Annotated in this window: 15 protein-coding genes; 3 read left to right on the top strand and 12 right to left on the bottom strand. The window is 43.5% G+C overall.

Translation table 11 applies throughout. The annotated features are described in order from the left end of the window. The first annotated feature begins 105 nt into the window (after positions 1–105). Positions 106–1488, top strand: a complete 1383-nt coding sequence (locus tag HQN88_RS14430) for an extracellular solute-binding protein (protein WP_173112930.1) — start codon at positions 106–108, stop codon at positions 1486–1488. Positions 1489–1842: 354 nt separating this feature from the next. On the opposite strand, the gene HQN88_RS14425 is transcribed toward HQN88_RS14430, so the two are convergent. The 11 genes from HQN88_RS14425 to HQN88_RS14375 form a co-directional block, all read right to left on the bottom strand. After that, positions 1843–2055, bottom strand: a complete 213-nt coding sequence (locus HQN88_RS14425) for an alpha/beta-type small acid-soluble spore protein (RefSeq protein ID WP_173112927.1) — start codon at positions 2053–2055, stop codon at positions 1843–1845. A 105-nt stretch (positions 2056–2160) separates the two neighbouring features. Beyond that, positions 2161–3264 carry a glycoside hydrolase family 88 protein gene (locus tag HQN88_RS14420; protein WP_173112924.1) on the bottom strand — a complete coding sequence of 368 codons (1104 nt, stop codon included), beginning with the start codon at positions 3262–3264 and terminating at the stop codon, positions 2161–2163. A 24-nt stretch (positions 3265–3288) separates the two neighbouring features. Then, positions 3289–4896, bottom strand: coding sequence for a response regulator transcription factor (locus tag HQN88_RS14415; protein WP_173112921.1), 1608 nt, complete (start codon positions 4894–4896; stop codon positions 3289–3291). 8 nt (positions 4897–4904) lie between these two features. After that, positions 4905–6632: a sensor histidine kinase gene (locus HQN88_RS14410; protein ID WP_173112918.1), complete on the bottom strand. Its 1728-nt coding sequence runs from the start codon at positions 6630–6632 to the stop codon at positions 4905–4907. Between the two features lie 117 nt (positions 6633–6749). Continuing rightward, the gene (locus tag HQN88_RS14405; RefSeq protein ID WP_173112915.1) at positions 6750–7628 is read right to left on the bottom strand and encodes a carbohydrate ABC transporter permease; all 879 of its coding nucleotides are present in this window, start codon (positions 7626–7628) and stop codon (positions 6750–6752) included. A 12-nt stretch (positions 7629–7640) separates the two neighbouring features. Beyond that, entirely contained in the window at positions 7641–8597 is a 957-nt protein-coding gene (locus HQN88_RS14400; RefSeq protein WP_173112913.1) for an ABC transporter permease, read from the bottom strand. Between the two features lie 104 nt (positions 8598–8701). After that, on the bottom strand, positions 8702–10411 hold the full coding sequence (locus tag HQN88_RS14395) for an extracellular solute-binding protein (RefSeq protein ID WP_173112909.1): 1710 nt from the start codon (positions 10409–10411) through the stop codon (positions 8702–8704). A 101-nt stretch (positions 10412–10512) separates the two neighbouring features. Beyond that, the gene (locus tag HQN88_RS14390) at positions 10513–13077 is read right to left on the bottom strand and encodes a polysaccharide lyase family 8 super-sandwich domain-containing protein (RefSeq protein WP_173112906.1); all 2565 of its coding nucleotides are present in this window, start codon (positions 13075–13077) and stop codon (positions 10513–10515) included. A gap of 5 nt (positions 13078–13082) precedes the next feature. Next, the gene (locus HQN88_RS14385; RefSeq protein ID WP_173112903.1) at positions 13083–15152 is read right to left on the bottom strand and encodes a polysaccharide lyase family 8 super-sandwich domain-containing protein; all 2070 of its coding nucleotides are present in this window, start codon (positions 15150–15152) and stop codon (positions 13083–13085) included. 174 nt (positions 15153–15326) lie between these two features. Further along, a complete protein-coding gene (locus tag HQN88_RS14380) occupies positions 15327–16031 on the bottom strand; it encodes a GDSL-type esterase/lipase family protein (protein ID WP_173112900.1) in 705 nt (234 codons plus the stop codon). Between the two features lie 3 nt (positions 16032–16034). Continuing rightward, complete coding sequence (locus HQN88_RS14375; RefSeq protein WP_338118529.1) at positions 16035–18347, bottom strand: GH92 family glycosyl hydrolase; 2313 nt, start codon at positions 18345–18347, stop codon at positions 16035–16037. A gap of 64 nt (positions 18348–18411) precedes the next feature. Between HQN88_RS14375 and HQN88_RS14370 the strand changes: the two genes are divergently transcribed. Further along, positions 18412–19281 carry an AraC family transcriptional regulator gene (locus HQN88_RS14370; RefSeq protein ID WP_173112897.1) on the top strand — a complete coding sequence of 290 codons (870 nt, stop codon included), beginning with the start codon at positions 18412–18414 and terminating at the stop codon, positions 19279–19281. Positions 19282–19350: 69 nt separating this feature from the next. On the opposite strand, the gene HQN88_RS14365 is transcribed toward HQN88_RS14370, so the two are convergent. Beyond that, a complete protein-coding gene (locus tag HQN88_RS14365; protein WP_173113131.1) occupies positions 19351–20139 on the bottom strand; it encodes an SDR family oxidoreductase in 789 nt (262 codons plus the stop codon). A 221-nt stretch (positions 20140–20360) separates the two neighbouring features. Between HQN88_RS14365 and HQN88_RS14360 the strand changes: the two genes are divergently transcribed. Continuing rightward, positions 20361–21545 carry an RCC1 domain-containing protein gene (locus tag HQN88_RS14360; protein WP_173112894.1) on the top strand — a complete coding sequence of 395 codons (1185 nt, stop codon included), beginning with the start codon at positions 20361–20363 and terminating at the stop codon, positions 21543–21545. Positions 21546–21568 lie beyond the last annotated feature (23 nt).

The raw sequence follows: 21568 nt of genomic DNA, 5'->3' as shown, positions 1-21568 counted from the left end.
TGTATCATACTTGTATCGTATTTCAATCTCGATTAAAATACTAGTGAAAATGTTATTTCTTTTTACGTTATAATGAAAATAACCAAATACGAATGGAAGAACGATATGATGAGACGAGAAATCAAATTCAGATACTCCCAGCTGGCTACCATTTTACGCGAACAAATACTTTCCGGTTATTTGAAGCCGGGTCAATATCTTCTGTCTGAGAATGAATTGTGCAAACACTATCAGTTGAGCAGAACGTCCGTCCGCAAATCATTAGATGAATTACTGAAAGAAAATTTAATTGTCAAAAAGCCAGGACAAGGCACGATTGTTTCGCCTGATCTGGTCATTCCCGTGAAACAGCGAAAAACACTGCGCATCGTTGCCATCTCTCCATCCCATTTTGCTGATAACGCCATACCGTTTATTATTGATAGGTTTCAAGAGGACCACCCTAATGTTGATGTAAAACTGTTGAGCTTCCCTTCTCATGATTTTTGGTCATCCATACGGACGAGCAGTGAAATGGGACTGAACCCAGACCTTATCTTTGTAACTGACCGACAGGTTATGGAAATGGAAGATCAGGCTGTCACCTTTGTTGATTTACGTAATCCGCTAAAAGAATGTCTGCCAGCCATGTATCCAAGAATGGTATCTGCTTTTCGTCGTGAAGACGCCGTGATCGCTGTGCCGGTTACTTTTTCCACCGTGTATCTGGCGTATAACCCTAATTTATTTGATACCTACTGCGTTCCACGACCGGATCCAAATTGGACTCAAAAAGATTTCATCCGCGCTGCGCAGAAGCTAACCGTCGATACAGATGGCGATGGCATCGTAGATCAATATGGAATGTCCCTTCATTCATCTTCCAGCCGTTGGCCTGTATTCGCCTTGCAAAACGGTGTCCATTTTAACCGTTCGGCGCATAAAGAACCCCTTGTGAAAACGTTGAACTTTATCCATGATCTATTGTATCGCTTCCGAATTGCTACTTTATCCTCGAAGTACCCTTCGAGCTCAGAAGCATTTATCCATGAGAAAGCAGGTATGGTTCTAACTACATCGATCGAGCTTGCAGGTTGGAAAAACGAAAATCTAGGCTTTGAACCGCAAGTAGCGGCTCTCCCCTTTGGGGAACAGAAAGCAACGCTCCTATTAGCCAATGCCTTTATGGTGCCAACCACCTGCAATGATTTAGAGCTTGCTACCCAATTTCTTCAAATTGCATGCGACCTTGATGTACAGGAAACGATCAGTCGAACCTCCCCATTCTTATCTGTTCTAACGTCCGTCAACGAAAAACTTTGGGATAAGGACACGCTTGAGTCTCTAAACATCGTTCATGACTCGATCGAAAACAGCTATTTTCAGCATGAGGTATTTACGGATTGGACTATACTGGAGGAGATGGAGGCTGAAATGGGGTTGTATTGGGCAGGACTGGAGTCGGCATCCTCAATCGCAGCAAAGCTGCAGAATAAGATGATCACTTAGCTTGTTTCTAAAAAGAAAGAACTCGATCTTTCTGTTGAAAGCTTCAATTAAATGGAAATCATGCCGTTAATTTCGCATGATTTTGCGTTTTAGTCCATTTAGATGGAAAAACTCCTGCTAAATTCCAACTATTTCGCTCAATCCGAGCAAATAGCCAAAAACAGCTGGAGTTTTTCCAGTTATTCACTTAAAACAGGTGGTCTGCTTCCTATTAGCTGTATATTTTCCAGTTATTCAATTTTTCGATTTTATTTATGTTGCGCAATAACAAGATAAAATAAAAAAAAGACTGCATTCACCCAAGGAGGAATAGGTGCTTGTAGTCTTTTGAGTTTACCTGCAAATACGATCAACTTAGCGTCTGAAGTTTCCTGCGGATCCAGAAAGTTGTTGTTCTGCGATTTGCACTAACCGCTTCGTAATCGTGCCACCAATGGAGCCAGCATCGCGTGATGTCAGATTTCCATTGTATGCTTGAAGCTGAATCCCTAACTCTTGTGCAACCTCATACTTCAGTTGATCCAATGCTGCTTTTGCTTGTGGAACTGCCAATGTGTTGTTAGCCATAATGTTATACACTCCTTTTCTTGGTGTGATATTATCATGTGGAGTTTGCAAAATATTATACATCAGCTCAAAAAATATTTTTCTTTTCATTTTCCATATCAAAATCTAGGCATACTTAAGTTTCAATAATGCCTCAACATAATAATAATCACCATAAATGAGTGAAGCATCTACATGAATATCTTTCATGAAATATCCGGTCCCATGCAGCAGTAATCCCTGTGATTCTTCCTGCCCTTCCGTGTAATTATGGAACAAGGAAAACAAGATCTCTTCGGCAGCCTGCTTATAGCGTAATCCCTCATCCGTTCCCACAAGAGAAGCTATTTCTAAAAGTCCCGAAGCGGCAATTGCTGCTGCCGAAGAGTCGCGAGGCATGTCATCCGAATCTTTAGGCAAGCGAAAATCCCAATAGGGCACCTTATCCGCAGGCAAATTAGCAAGAAAGAATTGTGCTACTTGCTTCGCTGCCTCTAAGTAAGTCTCTTTGCCGGTATATTTGTAGCTGAGAGCAAATCCATACAGCGCCCAAGCCGCTCCTCTTGACCAAGCAGAATCGGCCGCATAACCTTGACCAGCCAGCGCTTCCACACGAGCGCCTGTCTCTGGGTCGAAAGCGACGATATGATGGACCGATCCATCCCCTTGCATAAATTCTTTGAGCACCATATCCGCATGAAGCTCCGCAATATGTCGGTACCGCGGATCAGCAATTACTTCTGAAGCCCAGTACAACAGTGGCAAATTCATCATACAATCAATGATTGCCCAACCACTGTGATCTTCATTACCCCAATTCGGCCACGCGCGAATAAAGGATCCCGCAGGATTAAACCTTCCTGCAAGTAAACTTGCCGCCATGAGTGCATGCCGCTTGGCAGCTTCATCTTCCAAATGCTCATATTGTTTGATACTGCTAAGTCCGAACATAAAGCCAACATCATGATGTAAATGCTCAAATTCCCATAAGGTTTGACTGATTTGCTCTTCGCACGCAACAGCCAATGTTTGCAGACGTTCATTCTTCGTTTCGCTATAAACCAACCATAACAGTCCTGGCCAAAAACCCGCTACCCAGTCATGGGCCGAAGTCATCACAAAGCGACCGTGCTCGGTTCCATTCGGAAATGCTGCTCCAAAGGTATGACTTGTTTGTTCAATTTTATCAACAACTTGTTCCCAAGCCTTCTCTAACCATACGTTGTCCATGTTTGACTCCCCTTCTAATACCTATTATTGCTTACGGAAAATGTCCGGCGTCACGCCGTAATATTTTTTGAATCTCCGAATAAAATGCTGCGGGCTTTGGTATCCTACTTTTTCAGTGATTTCATAAATTTTAAAGGATGTTTTTTCAAGCAGCCTCTTCGCTTCTTCCATTCGCGCATGTAAAATGTATTCACTCAGATTTAACCCTGTAATCTCTTTATAGATTTTGGATAAATAAACAGCATGCAAATAGACATGCTCACTAATCGATTGTAAGGTAACATCCTTTGATAGATTCTGATGAATATACGTTTGGATTTTATGAACTAGCTGTTGGTGATTCTCATCATCGACGGTGGGAGCTCCCTCAATCAGGGCTTCGAGAATAAGGATGCACCATGCTTTTAATTGCTTCGCCGAATGAATGACACTGTGTTCTTTATGTACGGAGCCGATACCAATAATATCTTCCAAGACCTTGCCTTTTTTGTGAGCCAAAAATGTGAAACAGCTTAGGATATGTAAGTAGGCTTCTCGAAGATGAGCACGTGAGTCCGCCTGTTTTTGCTCCAATTCTTGAAAAATCGCATGAAGTTTCTCATTCATTTTGTCGAGATTATTACTCTCCATCAGTTGTATCAGCATTGGTGCTTGATATAAGGAACGCAAAGGTTCCAATCCACGGCTAGACACGTCATGCTTGTTCAAGTTAAATACGCCTTGGCGTTCTGATGCGCTAAAAACGGATGAGACAACTGAAGAATAGTTGGCATGAACTTCTTCCGGAAACTGTGCTGGCGTAGACAGATAGATGGCAACGGTGCCTTTTAAATAACGATGAACCTGTTCCAATAAGAGATTGGCAATCGAAACCAGTCCCTCCTCACTCCAAACCGTACGTCCCGAATGAATCGGCTTGAGCATCAAGGTGACATGGTCTTGCGGCGCTTTCCTTGTCCACAGACTAAAATGACCTTGAAGCAATTCCTCCGCCATATTCATAACGGCATATTCAAATAATTTCATATCGGAAGCTGTGTACGATTCATAGAAATGAGGATCGAATTGAATGACCATGAATCGAATGCAATCTCCAAATGTAAAGGGAATTTGATACATCTCGAGTTTTTCTGTCAGCTGCTTATGTGAGATTTCCGCTCCTTGCAAAAGATCATTCAATACATTTTCTTTGAGAAGGGGTAAATTCTGATGGAGGATCGCATTGGCCTGTTTAAAGGCTTGCGAATGCTGCAAATCATTCTGACGCTTTGAAATGACGCGGCTTACAGCATCTATGAGCAATTGATCACGCACGGGTTTAATCAAATACTCAACGGCATGGAGTTCAATTGCCTTCTTCGCATACTCGAATTCCGCATAGCCAGTCAACAGAATAGCATCAATTTTCCGATTCGATTCATGGATTTGTTCTAATAAATCGAGGCCACTCATGCCTGGCATGCGGATATCTGTGATGATGATATCAATGGGGTGCATCTCCATAATCGCAAGCGCTCCTTGGCCTTCATACGCTTTATGAATCGTGGATATCCCTAGTTCTTCCCATGGTAAAGTTGCTGCTAACGTTTCTACTTGATGCTTATGATCATCCACAATCAGCAATGAAAACATGGTATCACTCACTCCCTTGCTGCTTTCTCCCAACTTAACTCAATACGTAAACCGCCTAGAGCTGAATTGTCCAATCGCATACGCGAATGCTGTCCAAAATAATAGTGGAAGCGATGATAGACGTTCCAAACCCCTTTCTGCGGGGAATCATTGTGCTCATCTTCCGTCTTAAGCCTCAGCTTCGTCAAAGCTTCCTCCGATAGACCTGGCCCGTTATCTTCAATGATCAGCCGGTAGAGCGGACCGTCATCGAGCCCGACAATGGTGATAATCCCGTTCATCGAAATCTCCTCGAGCCCATGTACAATGGCGTTTTCAATGAGCGGCTGAATCATCAGCTTAGGAATCTTCATCGCTTTCATCGTCTCGGGCACGGAAATGATGTACCGAAATTTATCCAACTGCTGATTCATAATATTCATATAGTTGACAGCCAGCTCTAGCTCCGTCCCGAGCGTTGTCTCCAACGTCTCATTGCGGGTCGTATATTTATAGTAATCTCCCAAATTGTGCGCCATGGCAATCACCGATTGGTTTTTGTTCATTTTAGCCATATTTACGATATAGGCTAGGCAATTGTAGAGGAAATGAGGATTAATCTGCGATTGCAGTTGTTTCATAACAGCTTCTCTGGAACGAATTTCTTCTGCATATACACGTTTAATCAATTCATCTATTTCTTTTGCCATATCGTTAAACGAATCAAACAATTGCCTAAATTCGTCCTTGCGTAAGCTTTGTATGCGATAGGCAAAATTTTTGTTCTTTATGTGTTCCGAACTGCGAATCAGAATGCGGATAGGGACTTGGATATAGAAGTATAAGAAATAAGCAGCTACCATACCGAGTAAGAGAAGTAAAAACAGAATAATGTAAAATAAATTCCGACTGTGATTGACCGGGTTTAGGATCTCCTCCAAGGGTTCAATATCAACCAAGCTCCAGTTAAGCTTTTCGGAAGGAAGGACATAAAGAATGTATTTCTTGCCACTCAGCTCTACGATTGTTGAACGTTTCGTCATTTCACTAGCATCCTTGAAGGGATACTCTTGCATGAGTTGCTGAATGAGTGTCATATTCGCCGTGCTGTTATAGACGATTTGATCCGATCTGCCATAGAAAAAGGCATCGCCATTACCAGCTAACTTAAACTCGTCTAACAAATTCGCGATATTTTTTGTAAAGAAATCCACACGTATAATGAAATCCGATTTCATGATATCTGCCGGTTCTGCGTGATAAGGAGAAACGAAGAAACGTGAAAAAGCATCCGTTTTGACACCGCTTATATCAACTTTTGTTAATTTCCAATTAGCAGTGTAATCCCTTAAGATCTCCTCTTGATTCAGTCCTGTTGAAGGTACCGTAGACAAGGCGAGATTAATTTTCGGGAAATATAGCGTAATAATGTTCATGATTTGATTCGTCATACTGAATAGATTCAACTTGCTCTCAATGGATTGAACCACACTTACGCGATCATAACTGGCAGGTGGCAATTCACCATAGGCTACCTTTTTGATTTCCGGATCTTTGGTGACGAGCGTGGCGTAGATCATATTTTGATCCAATAGACTTTCAATTCGGTTGAGAAAGTACGATAGCTTCTCTTCATTTCTAGTATTAATTTGATTCTCGATGACTTTTATACTCTGTTTATAGGAATAGGCGTACAGGGCAAGAATGACAACTAAACTCATCACGATAAGAAGGATTACTCTCTTGATTAGATTCATAAGCCGGTGCTCCCTATCTTCCGTTTGCTCTATTATACCAATTGAACGCCTATTATTGTTAAAATCATACAATGAAAACAGCTCCTAGGATTGCCCTAACAGCCATTTCATTCCTATTTATTCTTTTACTGAACCCAATGTCATCCCTTGTACGAAGTACTTTTGCAGAAAAGGATACACGAGCAAGATCGGGACTGTACCAATAAAGATTAGTGCGGATTTCAGGGAACGTTCTGATAATTTAGCCAAGTCCTCTGGATTGAGACCAATTTTCGTAAAATCGAAGCTGGCAATTAAGGCTTGCAGAAAGGTGGCTAATGGAAAAAGCTCAGCTTTGTTCATATAAATCATGCCGTCAAACCAAGCATTCCAATGGAATACCATGGTAAATAGAGACAATGTGGCAATGGATGGTAACGAAATTGGCATGAATATCGTGAACAGGATTCGGAAATGTCCTGCCCCGTCCATCATCGCTGCTTCTTGGAGTTCTTTGGGAATTCCTCGGAAAAAATTCATCATCAGGACGACATTGAAGACATTAACGGCGGAAGGCAAGATCAACGCTAGAAGGGAATTCGTTAATCCTATTTTCTGAACGACCAGATACGTTGGAATAAGTCCGCCATGGAACAGCATCGTGAAGACAAAAAACCAAGCATAGAAGGTTCTTCCTTTGAAGTATAGATCATCTTTCGACATGGAATAGGCGGCCAGCATCGTTAGAAACATCGTAAGCGCCGTACCCAGCACTGTCCTGATCACACTTACTCTAAAAGCGATGATAAAGTTGTTACTGTTCAACGCCTTTTCGTATGCCGTGAAATTAAAGTCGATTGGCCAAAATTTAACTAAGTAAGCTGTCGTCGCATAGTCTGAACTAAACGATACTGCCAGGACATGAACCATGGGAAGAATACAGAGAAAAGCGGCAAGTGATAGGAAAATATAGTTTGAGAATTGAAACATCTTCGTGGAGAACGATAATTTAATCATGGCTATATCCCCTCAGAAAATCCTGTAATTTGCATATTTGGATGCTAATTTATAAGTCGTAGCAATGAGTATAAATCCAATGATGGACTTGAAAAATCCAACCGCTGTTGCAAAACTGTATGACCCTTGCTGTAAACCAATACGGTAGACATAGGTGTCAATGATATCGCCTTTCGGATAAACAAGTGGATTATAGGTGTTAAATACTTGATCAAATCCAGCATTCAAAATGTTGCCTAATGATAAGGTAACAATAACAATAGCTATAGGAATCACAGCTGGAATCGTGATGTGAATCGTTTTCTGCCAATTATTTGCACCATCAATATCTGCTGCTTCATACATATTCGGGTTAATACCAGCCATGGCAGCCAAATAAATAATCGTGCCGAATCCAAAATCCTTCCACACATCACTGACAACTAAGGTAAAGCGATACCAGTTTCCACTTCCCAAGAAAAAGATCTTATCCAAGCCAATCCCTACGAGAAGCTGATTGATCATCCCATTGGTAGACAATAGATCTGTAAGAATCCCACCGAGAATGACCCACGAGATAAAATGTGGCAGGTACACCAGCGATTGAATAACTCGCTTGAAGATGACTACACGAACTTCATTCAGCAATAAAGCGAAAATGAAAGGTGCCAAGGAGCCTGCTATAATTTTGAGAACAGCAATGATAAGTGTATTCCAAATGACTTGCAAAGCCGTTGGATCATGAAACATAAATCTAAAATGCTTTAATCCTACGAAAGGTGAACCAAAAAGACCTAACCATGGTTTGAAGTCTTGGAAGCCAATCGCAAATCCGACCATCGGCGTATAGCTGAAAATAAGCAATAACACAACGGAAGGCAATAGGAACACATGCAGTGGCCACGTTTGTCTTAGATTGAAGAAGCCTTTTCGTTTTTTAAGGGGGATTGCCCTCTCTTGCAAAGCGTATTTTATCGTTTCCGATTTCATCCGATTCGTCTCCTATCGATCGTCAGGACTTCTCTATAAAAAGAAAATGCGGAGAACCCAAGTTATGCTAGCGCTCCGCATTTCTTTATCAAAGGATGGGACAATTACTTAACGCTAGCTGTATACTCGTTCACTTCTTTGGTAATTTGTGCGCCGCCTTGCTCGTTCCATTGCTTGACAAAGGTATCAAAATAATCCGGTTTTTGTTTGCCGTAAATGATTTGCAGGAAGGTTTGCTCTTCCAAGGCAATGAGTTGCTCCCATTTCTCTTTCATGGTCGGTGTATTTGCCCCAAAGAATCCACTTTGCACATCTTTGTTCAGCTGTTGAAATGCTACAGCAAACCCATCAATCGTTAATTGACCATTCTCGGCAGCTAGTTTCTGTTCAAAAACATTATCTTTCTTCCCTGCTGCGACACGTTGGTAAATGTTAGGTCCAGGCATGACATTCGTAGGCGCTGTTCCTGATCCTGGCGACATCAACAAGTAAGCATTCAGACTGAGCGTACCTTCAGGAATGTTCTTCCAATCCGGCTTGCCCTCTTTCATGACATAGTCATAGCCTTCTCCCTTACCGTTAGCAAATGGACACTGGGCATCCTCAACCGAGCAACCATACATCGTATCCCAATATTTAAAGATGGCTTCCATATTCTTAAATCCTTCACGGAAAACATAATTCCCATAGGAAGGCGGTGATGCCTGTCTTCCTACCTCTCCTTTAATTCCCGCTGGAATTGGATATGGTTTGAAATCCAAGGCTAGATTTTTGGTTTTGGCTTCAGTCACTGCCGTACCTACTGGCCAGCCGCCAGCCCAGCCTGGCGCAAAAGCGATTCCAGCTTTACCCGAAGTAAAGTCTGCCATGGCTTTCGCTGCGTCTTGTGTACCGAAGTCAGGGCTGATATACCCCTTACTGAACCATTCTTGTAATTTGCCTAAAGCATCCTTCACACTTGGCTTCGTTGATCCGTATTGCAGTTTACCGTCTGTCCCTTTCAACCATTGGTAAGGCTGATCTTGACCAAAAATAAACGAAGCATCCGACATGAAGTTCATCGTTGGTTTATGGTAGCCCGTGTTTGCCCCAAAGGCCATGCCGTACGTATCTTTTTTCCCATTGCCATCAGGATCATTGTTTGTAAACGCATCCATGACAGCTTCATATTCTTGCACATTCGTTGGTGCTTTGAGGTTTAGCTTCTTGAGCCAATCCTCACGGATCCACATTACGGTATTCCCTACAATGCCATTCGACAAGGTAGGCAGACCATACAGTTTTCCGTTTCGTTTGACCAAATTCCATACTTCCGGATTTTTTTGATAGGACTCCTTCACCCTAGGCGTTGCATACTTCTCAAAGGCCTCGTCAATGGATTGAATTTTCTTGGAGGCAACAAGATCTTCAAACACGGTACCAGATGCACTGAGAACGTCCGGCAATGCTTCGCCACTGGTTAATGCTAAACGAACTTTCGTTTCCAGTGCACTCGCATCCGTAACCACCCATTGATATTTCGTCACAATACCCAGCGTGTCTTTAAACCAACGGGAGATTGGATTATTCTCAGGCGTGTCGCCATTGCGAAGCTTATCGGACGGTTTGAGAGCAATCGCTGCCGTGATCGTAACCGGTGGATCAAACTTCGTTCGATCATTCTCCTTCGCTACAGTTGTCACGCTCTTCGTCGCCGCCGGACTTGCAGACGGTGAGACTGCCGGACTATCCTCTGCATTCGTGCAGCCTGCCAAAACGCTCATACCAAGTAAGATGCTTACTATTGCTTTTTTTGATGTGAACTTACGCTTCATGTTATTTGTTTGCCCCCTTGTAAACTACATATCTTACTCTTTTATTATGGCACCCGGTAAAAAGGATTGAAATGATCGGGATTTAAGATCATGAACTTTCGTTAATCAATCGCTTCGCTATGAATGACGACTTTCCCGATCTGTGGATGCCAATAATTACCTGTATTCTGTTTATACACGATTTTCAGGAATTGAGTACCTGCAGGAACATTACCGCTATACGTAACTTTCTTCCAATCAGTTGCTGACACGGCTTTCACAGGTGAAAGAATCGTGTAAATCCCATTCCCCGGCGAACTGTAGAGTTCGAAGTCAACAGAAGTCTCGAAGGGCCAGAACCACGTCTCCACTTGATAATTCTTCATGTCCATGTCTGGAGCCGCTTTATATACAATCCATTCGTCCGTATTCCCATTTCGCTTTAACCTGGAAGTATCCCCTCCGAACCTCGTAACATTGGCGGTGTCGAAGCTCAACTTACCGGAATTCTCATACATTTTGCTAAAATTATACACATCATCTGTCACCGTAGCGCTTGACGGCGTTGGCACTTTACTCGTTAGTGTCACCTTACCGATTTGGGCATTCCACGTATTGGACGAGTGCTGTTTGTAAATGATTTTGATATACTGTGTTCCTCTTGGAATCGTTCCGCTGTAAGTCACCTTATTCCAAGCACCAGCGCTTGACGTTGTAGCAATTGTCGGCGAATAGGAGGAATAGTTCACATTATCCGGAGATATCGCGAATTGGAAGTCTGTGGACGCCTCGTAAGGCCAGAACCATGTATCTGCGCTGAAACTCCGCAGCTCCTTATCCGGTTCAGCTTTGTACACAATATACTCATCTGTATTCGTAAGTCTTACTAATCGCGACGTATCATCACCGAATGCCGATGGATTAGATCCACTAATGCTCAAGTTCGGACTTCGCTCGAACATCTTGGCATCGTTGTAAACGTTGTCAACGACTGTAATACTTGTCGGCGGAGGAACAATACTCGTCAACGTGACTTCACCAAGCTGCGGGTTCCAATTATAGGCACCATTCATCATGTAAACGATTTTCAGATACTGTGTCCCCGTCGGCAGCATGCCGCTGTAATTTATTTCTTTGTAGTTTTCAATTCCACCTGTTTTGGCTGGTGTAAAAGCTGTATAAGTCACATTATCTGTGGAGGTATAGAAAGCAAAGTCGGTTACGCCATCTTGTGGCCGGAACCATGCCTTCGCTGTAAATCCGGTAATATCCTTATTCGGCTGCGCTTTATAAATGATATACTCATTCGTTATTGTTTTTCGGATTAACCGAGAGGTATCCCCACTAAATTTACCTGGCTCTCCTCTGTCAAATTTAAGATTACTACTATGCGCATACGTAAGGGATAGGTCATCCAACACATCGACAATCGTATCTGGAATCGGGTCAACGACATGAATTGGAGGTGCTGTCGGCGCCGGTAAAGGCGTCGACACAGCTGTGTTCAATTGCAGTTTTAGTTTGTGCGATAGCCCATCCCCCGCTTGCGTATCGACCTCAAATTTAATCGTAGGTGTGAGCTGTAAGATCGTAATGCTCGGGTCTTTGGCAATCACCGATAATCCGGCTTTATGAATTTCGTAAGTTACCTTAGCTTGCAGATGCGTAGGATCCGAAACCGCGACATCCAGCATACTGCCCTGATCCTGCAACAGGATGGAGGAAGGATTCGATGCCGTGAGATAGCCAAACGTACTTGGTACCCAGAAATTCGCCCCCAGAATACCTTGTGTTTTCTCCTTCACAGCTTGCACATTCGTATTATTCACCAAGATTTCAATGTTCGGATTAAGGCTGTAACTCGCTGTTTCTTCTGCTGATTTATTCGGCAGCAAGACGTAAGTGTAATCTTGATAGAACGGATTTGTTCCATGGTCCAGCCAAAGCGTCAAATAATTCTTACTTAATATCGTCGAAGCGCCGCCATTATTAATCTGTGACCAACTGCCCTGAGAAACATCTCTTTTTCCCTTTAAGGCTGTCGGTTGCGGGAAGTAGTACCCGCCTGTTCCTTCCAAATACGCATAAGATACATTGCTCATTGCCTCTGTCCATCCTAATCCAGCGGACTTCGTTACCCCGTTCACAACAAGCTGTTCATCCCCTTTGACCCTTTTCGAAACATGCAGAGGATCTAACACAGGACCAACCGCCTGCGGGGCGTAAACTTGAATTTCAGAAACATCATTGGACAAATCGCTATCATTGCCGTGGAAAATGAATTTGATGAATCTGGCCGTCGTATCCACGACATCATAGGCTTCTACCTCTGCGGAAAGCACGGTGTTGTGACCGCTGAACACAGGCGTCCATGTGGTCCCATCGACAGATGTTTGAATATCGAAGGCAGAAGTTTTATCCTTGCCATTCGGAAAGCTGATCCCTACATGCCCGATTTCCTGAGAGCTGCCTAAGTCATACTTCAGCCACTGTCCATCGCCAGTCGTTGACCAGACGGTTCGAATGTCATTGTCCTTCACCTTCGCAGATTGACTAGATCCTGTGCTATCCGTCACACCGTTTACATACAGTGGAGTCACTGATGGCAGGATGAGAAGATTTCCTGCTGTACATGGCGCATAGAGTTGAACTTCCGTGATGCTGTTCCAAGGTCCCGTCGAGTTCATATGACCTATAATTTTACAAAACTAGCTTGCGTATCTGGGAAATCGATGACTTGAAGCTGCGTGTCACTAACCAGACTGGAAATCCCCCTATACTCTTGATTCCATACTACGCCATCCTCTGAAGTCAGTATTTCGAAATCAGTCGTTCTTGCAGATTGAAGATAGAAGTTAATTCCTACATACCCGACGGCTTGTATCTTTCCAAGATCATATTGAATCCATTGTCCATCACCTGACGCCGACCATCTAGATCCAAGATTATTATCAAATGTATTCTCAGGCACATTCCCATCATTCCCGCTATCCTTTACGGCGTAGACTTTGTGACGTAATGGTTCACTGCCAATTGGTGAAGAAGGAGGTGAATCCAAATCAATCCCGTGTGTGACTCTTGCTGTTGTAAGCATGCGATTCTCAACCGTTGTTTCAATCGTACGGTTGTCTGTACTTGCAATGCCTGTCCCTAGCGCAACGACTTCATCATCAAACATAAACCAGGATTTCTTCGCTTTTAACGTGCTTCCATATCCCTTCAAATCCATACCAGCTGTGGCATACTGTCCTTGAAGCTCTGTACCTCCTGCCCAAGTTGTCGGACTCCGATACCCAGCGCCTTCCGCATCTTCCCTCGGCATTGTATCGACAGTTGTTCCAGGAAGCCGATATTTATTGACAGTTGCCCAATAATCGGTAAATTGGAACGGATCCTTGTTATATAGATAGGTCATACCAACACCTGTGTACCAGCCTTTAGGATTTTCATTATATTTTTCATCATACTCGTATGTCCCTATACGATGCGACGACATACTAACGCCAAAACCAAATCCAGGCCGAAGATGTACGACTTGATCCATGCCAGCATAAACTTTGGAAAGTACCTTCTCTTCTCTTGGTATTACACTGCTGTCATTCATAATTGCCTTGGCCAGGACAAGCGTACTTAAATTAATATCCTTATAGAAATTAAACTGGCTATCAGCGATAATCCACGCTTTCACCATCGCTTTCATTCGCTGTGCATCGGCCGCAGGAGCGTGCTGCGCTAGGCGAATAATAGAGGACATGACACTATGTCCAGTGGTATGATCTTGGTAGTCGCTGCGAGAAATTGCTCTCCCTCTAGTCATATCCATCATGGCACCGTTATAGATAAGCGGTTCATAAGAATGGTAAATCCAATTGTAAACATTCTCTGCGCCACTATTTGTTGGCTGCCAAGGCGAATCGTTCAGCAGCAGAAGCAGATACGACAATTCTTGCAATAAACTTACAGCATAGCTACCGTTATAAGGGTAAATCTCATGTTGTATAAACGATCCATCCCGGTAAAAGCCATCCCCCGTTGTCACATAATCATACACTGGATTCAAAGCATCTCTGGCTAAAGTCAGCTTCGCAGCTGACTTTAGAATCACGCCCCGTAAAGCAACGATCTGGCATTTCCATACCAAGTTCGCTCCTGTTGCCGCAACTGCTCCCTTATTGGCTTTGCTCGGATCTGGAGAAAATGTCTCAATCGCATTCATGTAATTTGTTATTTTTCCTGGTGTTGCAATGAGGTCATCATACATAAGAACGACAATATCATTAATAATTAGAGGAGTTCCGATCTCTAAATCCCACCAATTTTCAATCGGTACAGTTGATTCATTATAACGGTTCGTATACATCCAATCCATCGCAAAAATAATTTTCGCCTTTAGATCGAGATCACCATAAACACCGGAATCAACCGTCTTGTAAGCCAGTGCCATTCTCTTAATGCGTTCGTAATTCGCAGTAATCGTAGCAGTATCCCCCGTTGCGGCTAAATCGCTCCATAAGTACGCTGATGTTGTACTCATCGTAGCTGCACTCGTTTGGCTTATAGAGCTCAGCTTAGATGCTATGTCTGGGTCAGATGTATCTAATGCTGCTCCTCCTGTCAAATAGTTCATCCACCTGATTCGCATCGTGTCATAATCATCGCCAGCCGCCTGTACTCGTGTTGTGCCTAACAGTCCTACCAATGTTAGGATTACTGCTAATATCACGATCGAGATCACTTGCCATCCACTTCGCCTTACCATCATTATTTCACCACCATCTTTCCTCGTATTGAAACAGCTTCGTTTCCCCATCATTATTTCACCAGCGGCTCATCAATGGATATGATCACTTCTAAAGATCATGAACTTTCATTAATGGAAAATGAGAAAGACTCGTACCCAACAGGTACGAGTCCACAGTTTATACATCTTGTATGCTTAGATTTCTATTCCTTTACGTGCTAATTCTTCACGCAAAGCATTCGCCATGATATCGTACCCTACCACATGTGGATGAAGCCCATCATCTGCAAGTCCATCGCGCAACGCATTGCCTTCTGCCGCAATCATTCGCGAATGGTAATCGACATATATAGCCTCTCGTTCGATAGCAACTTGTTGTAGTTGCTCGTTGACTTGGCAAATACTCGAGTTGCGTATCGTATTGTTTCCCGAATGTGGCATATTCGTTGGCAGAATAGAACAGATCACTGGTATAATCCCGTGTTCTTTCGCCTTTACTACCATTTTCTGAATATCCTCAACAAGTGCAGGTATGATTTGCTCCGCTCCTTTTCTATGCTCGGTTATTGCGCCATCTAACGCCCAGAAATTGTTCACGCCAATTTTGATCACCACCACCTTTGGTTTCAATTGAATCACATCAGCATCAAATCTTCTTAACACATGGCTGCTAATATCCCCGCCAATCCCACGATTTACAATAAAACGACCGTCGCGACCAAAATAAGCATTCAGCTCCCACATATGCGTGATCGAATCGCCAATAAACACAAAATCAACGGGCACTTTGTGCGCAATCAAAACCTCGTTACCTAAATCAAATTCACCTCTGCGGCTATCCGCTGCAGCAGCCGTAGCAAAAAAACCTGGTTTTACGATAGGCTCACGTTTTGTAGTCATGTTTCATTTCCCTTCTGATTGAATTCGGAGTGACATCGAATAAGGTAAATTCTTATCCTCAACATGTGTAACTTGCGGCGTGTCCGTCATAGCGAATTGAATGAATGCACCATCGATTAGCTGATCGTGCGTCATAAACAAAGGCTGATGTGGCTCATTGTTCACTTGTACACTCTGCACATAACAATGACTTGCCGCGTTATTAGCAGCTTCTATCACAATCTGTTTACCGTTCTCTAAGTGAAGTGTCATCCGATCAAACATCGGACTTCCGATCACATATTCAGGCACACCGGGACATAACGGATACATCCCCATGCTGGCAAAAATGTACCAGGCGCATAAGCTCCCGTTGTCTTCATCACCGGGCAAACCGTCAGGGGCAGAACTAAACAGCTCCTTTGCTGTTTTTCTGACCCAGTACTGCGTTCCAGCAGGCGATCCTGCTGCCGCAAAAAGGTACGGGATATGAAAACTCGGTTGATTGCTGATGGCAAATTGCCCGAAATTAATTGAAGCCATTTCTGACATTTCATGGATTTCTAAACCGTAACTGCCTACTTTAAACGAGGGGGCAGTCGACATTAACTCATGCATGCGGGCTAAGAAAACATCTTTTCCTCCCAATGACTCAGCTAATCCAACAATATCGTGCTGAACTGCCCAACTGCACTGCCAGGCGCCGCCTTCGCAATAAGCACCTCCCCACTCGATCGGGTCGAAGGGTTCATCCCAACTGCCATCTGCTCTTTTCCCTCTCATAAATCCTACAGAAGGGTCCAATAATTTGGCGTAATTCCTAGCCCTATCCATTAACAGCGTGTACTCCTCATCTTTTCCGAGACTTCGGGCTAACTGAGCAATACAGAAATCGCCATATACATAATCCAACGTATTGCTGACACTCTCGTGAAACTGATCCGCTGGCAAATATCCATGCGCTTGGTAAGCACGAACGCCTTTCCTGCCAAAATGAGCATCTTCCGCCGCTTGTGAGGCATGCTTAAGCAAGCCTTCATAAGCCGACTGCGCGTCATACCCCTCTATCCCTTTTACAAAAGCATCTGCAAAAACAGCATCAATTAACGTACCTGGCATAGCACTTCGTTCTCCAGGTGATGACCACTTTGGCATCCAACCGCCTTCCTTATAGGCGTTGACGTAAGATTCTAAGATTTCGCCTAAACGAGATGGACATAGCAGACTGAACAAAGGATAAGAGGTGCGATACGTATCCCAAAATCCATTATCACAGTACATCGGTCCTTGAACGATTTGACCATTATAGGGACTGTAATGCACCTTTTCCCCCTTGTCAGTAAACTCATGCCACATCCTAGGAAACAGGCAGACTCGGTACAAGCAGGTATAAAAAGTGTTTAATTGGTCCTCATCCGGATCTTCCACCTGTATGCGATTCAGTGTCGCTTCCCACGCTTGGGCTGCTTCCGCCCTTACCAAATCGAATGACTTTGAACCAATTTCCTGTGTAAGATTGCTTATCGCTTGCTCTATACTTATAAAAGAAGTTCCTATTCGAAGATTAACCTCACCTGAATCTGGGATATTCAGTCCAATAAATGCACCTGTACGATTCCCTGCTTCATGTAAGTGTATGGATGCCTTACCATCCTGATCCCAAGTACCACTCGCCTGCACATCCAAATCACAGTCAAATTCAATCACATAATACATCGCAAAATTCTCAGGAACACCACCCGAATTCGCACGGGTATACCCCGTCAACCTTCTTCTCTGAGGGTCTATGGTTATGGACGATTCTCCAGCAAATGGCGCCACCAAAACTCTCGCTTTTTGTGTAGCCCCAAAAGTCATTCGCATACTTGCACAACGTTCTGTCGGGCTTAGTTCCAATAACGTGTTATAACGCTGCAGCTTTACACGGAAATAATCGGGCTTGATGGACATATCCTCGCTACGGAATGAGGATGACCGTTTTGCGGCGGATACGATAAGTGGGCCCGTTTGCGGCAGAATGGTTAGATGCCCATAATCTTCAATCCATGGACTTGGTTGGTGCGTCAGCCGAATACCTTCAAAATGGCGATGGGATGGATGAAAGAACCAGCCTTTACCTGCTTCATCCGTTTGAGGACTCCATGCCGCCATACCGAATGGTCGTGCAACGAGAGGCAGTGTATTTCCATTGGAGAATCGAAATGTAGAAGCTGTCCCCTGCAAAGGATTCACATAATGCAAAACATTCATGACTGTAACAACCTTCCCTTCGGACTTTCTTTTCTTACATTGTAAGCAGTAGGTCATTTTACTTCTTATCAAAATTATGAAAAGTATCTCATTTTTTAAGATTTTAGATTATGATAGGGATAACCGATTCTCTTCTAAGGCGCGTGATTCCATGATTCCTTTCAACTTGCCTGGCGACCAGGAGCTGCACAATTCATTTCCATATACATTCAAAATCCATAAATTAACCGCCGATGTCCCTCCGCATACACATAATTTTCTTGAATACACCTACGCCTATTACGGAAGCGGCACTGAAATTATTAATGGCATTGAGCGTCCAATTGGGCCAGGCACCTTTACCCTCTTACTTCCACATCAAGTCCATCAAATTCGAATAGACCGAGGACAAGAGTTGCATTTATATATTGGAGCCATTGGGCTGCAAGCTATCTATGGTTCCGATGAGGGTGCTGCCTCTTTTAGCGACATCTTGCTTCGTGCGGGTACGGAAGGAGATCCTTCCTACCAGTTGGAGGATGAACTTTCCGGGCAGCTTCTTCCTATTTTCAAATGTATGCATCAGGAAATCCTGAGCAGTAGACCCTTGAGCCAGCTCATGTTCATAACCAAATTAACGGAAGCATTGATCTTATTGGAGCGGGGCTGTTTTGCCAATAAAGACATGGATACCTATAGAACCCCTAATAAGAAGGGGAAAATGTGGGAGATCATTCTCTATGTCTACCAACATTTCCGCGACGACATTAAATTAGAATCGTTGGCAGAGCGCTTTTATTTAAGCGTTCCACATATCAGTTCTTCCTTCAAATCAATGATCGGGGATAACTTCCATAATTTTCTAGAAAAAATACGCATATCGCATGCTTGCAGTTTGCTCATTTCCAGCAATGAACCCGTGACCTCCGTTTGCTTCGAAGTCGGATTTACCTCGTATGCTACATTCTCGCGCGTATTCAGAGCGCGGCTCAGCATGACTCCATCAGATTATCGAAAGCTCAATCATGGTTCGAAGTTATGAATAAGAAAAAGAGGGAGAGCACGTAAGCGTGCTCTCCCTTCTTTTTTTTACTTAGTACATTATTTCATATCATCTTAACAATGATTCGGCCCCGTCAATGAACAGTTCAGTGCCCGTAATATGATGAGAAGCATCTGAAGCAAGAAAAGCTACCAGATTCGCAACTTGCTCAGGCTCTCCAGGCGCATGTTCCAAGGGCTGGTTCCCCTCTGGGTACTTGATTGGAATTTTAATCTTCTCAAGCTCTGGCGTCGGCTGCGTATTCTCACCAATATGTGTCTTAATGGAGCCTGGGCAGATGGCATTGACGCGTATTTGGTACTGGGCTAATTCTAACGCGGCCATTTTTGCAAATGCAACTTGACCAGCCTTGGATGAGCTATAAGCGGTCATACCGAACCCCGAGAAGGTGCGACTTCCGTTAATGGAACTCGTGATAACAATACTGCCACCATTTTCTTTCATATGAGGTATGGCATGTTTGACACATAGGAAAGTCCCTTTTAGATTGACCGCCAGCGTGCGATCCCAATCCTCAGACTTCATGTCTTCGATTGGCGCCAACACCCCGTTGATACCAGCATTGGCAAAAACAAAGTGGATCCGCCCCCACGTATGTGCCGTATGCTCAAACGCCTGTTCAACTTGTTTCGGATCGGAAATATCGATGTCGACCGTTATAGCCTGGCCACCTGCTGTTTCGATCTCTTGTTTCGTCTGTTCTAGCCGATCGTCCTTCAGATCTACAAGGCACACTTTCATCCCTTGCTGCGCTAGCAGTACGGCAGCAGCCCTTCCAATACCGGAACCTGCGCCGGTAATCAATGCAACCCTGTCTTTTAAATCTGGTAGTACCATCCTAGATTTCTGTCCTGTTTGCACGGTTTTTGTTCACTCCTCACCTGTATTGGTAGACGGCATGAATTTCCTCTTGGTTTAACTTCCTACTAAAATTACTATACCCATGCTTCGCGTCATCCAAACTCAATCGATGTCCACCGAAACTTTTCCTATATTTTACAGTATAAAGAATTGATTTCAATTATTATCCATTTATACCAAAGAAACGAGGTTGAACCATGAAAACGCACATTCATACCATGCATCTCAAGAAGCTTTTGTTAATTAGTGCTGCTGTTGGACTGTTAAGTACAAGTCCGATTATCGTATCGTCCGCACAAGCTGCTACGGAATCTTCTACTTCTCCGCAACCAGTAAAGTTATCTGCTGGTTTGGAATCGTACAGCATCCTTGACAATGAGGGACATATTTGGATAATGGGCAAGCGTGTCCCTACAAAAGTAAAAGGGCTGGAGAAAGTTTCTGATTTTACTTTCAATGACCGGGGGTTAGCTGCTCTGGAAGATGGGACGGTGTGGGAATGGTCCTATCAGTATAATTCACCTGAGGATACAACCTGGTATTTTCCAGTTTCATCTCCGGTCCAAATTCCACAATTAAAAAATATTGTTAAGGTAGCTGAAAATGCTCAACATTTAAATGCAGCTTTGGATAAAGAGGGTACTGTTTGGGTCTGGAACTCTAAACACAGCTTGGAGAAAAGAGAAGAAAAAGCACCTGTGCCGATTCCTGGGCTGAAAAAGGTAAAAGATATTACCGTTTTTAACGATAAGGTTATTGCTCTACAAGAAGACGGGACCGTATTTAGTTCCTCTGGATTTGAAGATTACACCTACAATTTCTCAGCAAATTGGAATCTACAGATTAATGAAAATACAACCTATGACATTACAACAAAGCAAATTCCAGGCTTATCGGATATTATTGAATTAGGAAAAGGAACGAATACGAGGCACCTGCTAGCTTTGAAAAAAGATCGGACAGTCATGGCATGGGGCGAAAACTATTATGGTCAATTGACTGGCAAACACGGGGAGGCTGTACCGGTAGAAGCCATAAAGGTGCCAGGGCTCTCTGATATTATCTCGTTAACATCCGGATATACGCATAGTCTTGCACTCAAAAAAGATGGGTCGGTCTGGGAGTGGGGATATTTAACTATTAATGGCATTGATGATTTTAAACGTCTTACCACACCTGTGCAAGTAAAGGGATTGGACCACATCATTGCGATTAGCTCAGGCTTAGGCTTTAATACAGCCACACGGCAAGATGGAACACTTTGGGCATGGGGAGCTAATAATTTCGGACAGGTAAACGACAACATCAATACCCCTCAATATAGTCCAGTCAACGTTTCATTTCCGAAACCAGCGTGGATGCTTAGTCTTCCAAAAAAATGATATCCAAATGGACAATAAAGCCC

Source organism: Paenibacillus qinlingensis (assembly GCF_013204845.1).
GTDB classification, from domain to species: domain Bacteria; phylum Bacillota; class Bacilli; order Paenibacillales; family NBRC-103111; genus Paenibacillus_E; species Paenibacillus_E qinlingensis.
This window is presented reverse-complemented; position numbering and strand designations above follow the sequence as displayed.

Bases quoted from the DNA above. Each gene is read 5' to 3' on its own strand.
- HQN88_RS14370 (WP_173112897.1), top strand. From the start codon at position 18,412: ATGATTCCTTTCAACTTGCCTGGCGACCAGGAGCTGCACAATTCATTT.
- HQN88_RS14390 (WP_173112906.1), bottom strand. From the start codon at position 13,077: ATGAACTCGACGGGACCTTGGAACAGCATCACGGAAGTTCAACTCTAT.
- HQN88_RS14425 (WP_173112927.1), bottom strand. From the start codon at position 2,055: ATGGCTAACAACACATTGGCAGTTCCACAAGCAAAAGCAGCATTGGAT.
- HQN88_RS14430 (WP_173112930.1), top strand. From the start codon at position 106: ATGATGAGACGAGAAATCAAATTCAGATACTCCCAGCTGGCTACCATT.
- HQN88_RS14415 (WP_173112921.1), bottom strand. From the start codon at position 4,896: ATGTTTTCATTGCTGATTGTGGATGATCATAAGCATCAAGTAGAAACG.
- HQN88_RS14365 (WP_173113131.1), bottom strand. From the start codon at position 20,139: ATGGTACTACCAGATTTAAAAGACAGGGTTGCATTGATTACCGGCGCA.
- HQN88_RS14405 (WP_173112915.1), bottom strand. From the start codon at position 7,628: ATGATTAAATTATCGTTCTCCACGAAGATGTTTCAATTCTCAAACTAT.
- HQN88_RS14400 (WP_173112913.1), bottom strand. From the start codon at position 8,597: ATGAAATCGGAAACGATAAAATACGCTTTGCAAGAGAGGGCAATCCCC.
- HQN88_RS14420 (WP_173112924.1), bottom strand. From the start codon at position 3,264: ATGGACAACGTATGGTTAGAGAAGGCTTGGGAACAAGTTGTTGATAAA.
- HQN88_RS14360 (WP_173112894.1), top strand. From the start codon at position 20,361: ATGAAAACGCACATTCATACCATGCATCTCAAGAAGCTTTTGTTAATT.
- HQN88_RS14410 (WP_173112918.1), bottom strand. From the start codon at position 6,632: ATGAATCTAATCAAGAGAGTAATCCTTCTTATCGTGATGAGTTTAGTT.
- HQN88_RS14385 (WP_173112903.1), bottom strand. From the start codon at position 15,152: ATGATGGTAAGGCGAAGTGGATGGCAAGTGATCTCGATCGTGATATTA.
- HQN88_RS14380 (WP_173112900.1), bottom strand. From the start codon at position 16,031: ATGACTACAAAACGTGAGCCTATCGTAAAACCAGGTTTTTTTGCTACG.
- HQN88_RS14395 (WP_173112909.1), bottom strand. From the start codon at position 10,411: ATGAAGCGTAAGTTCACATCAAAAAAAGCAATAGTAAGCATCTTACTT.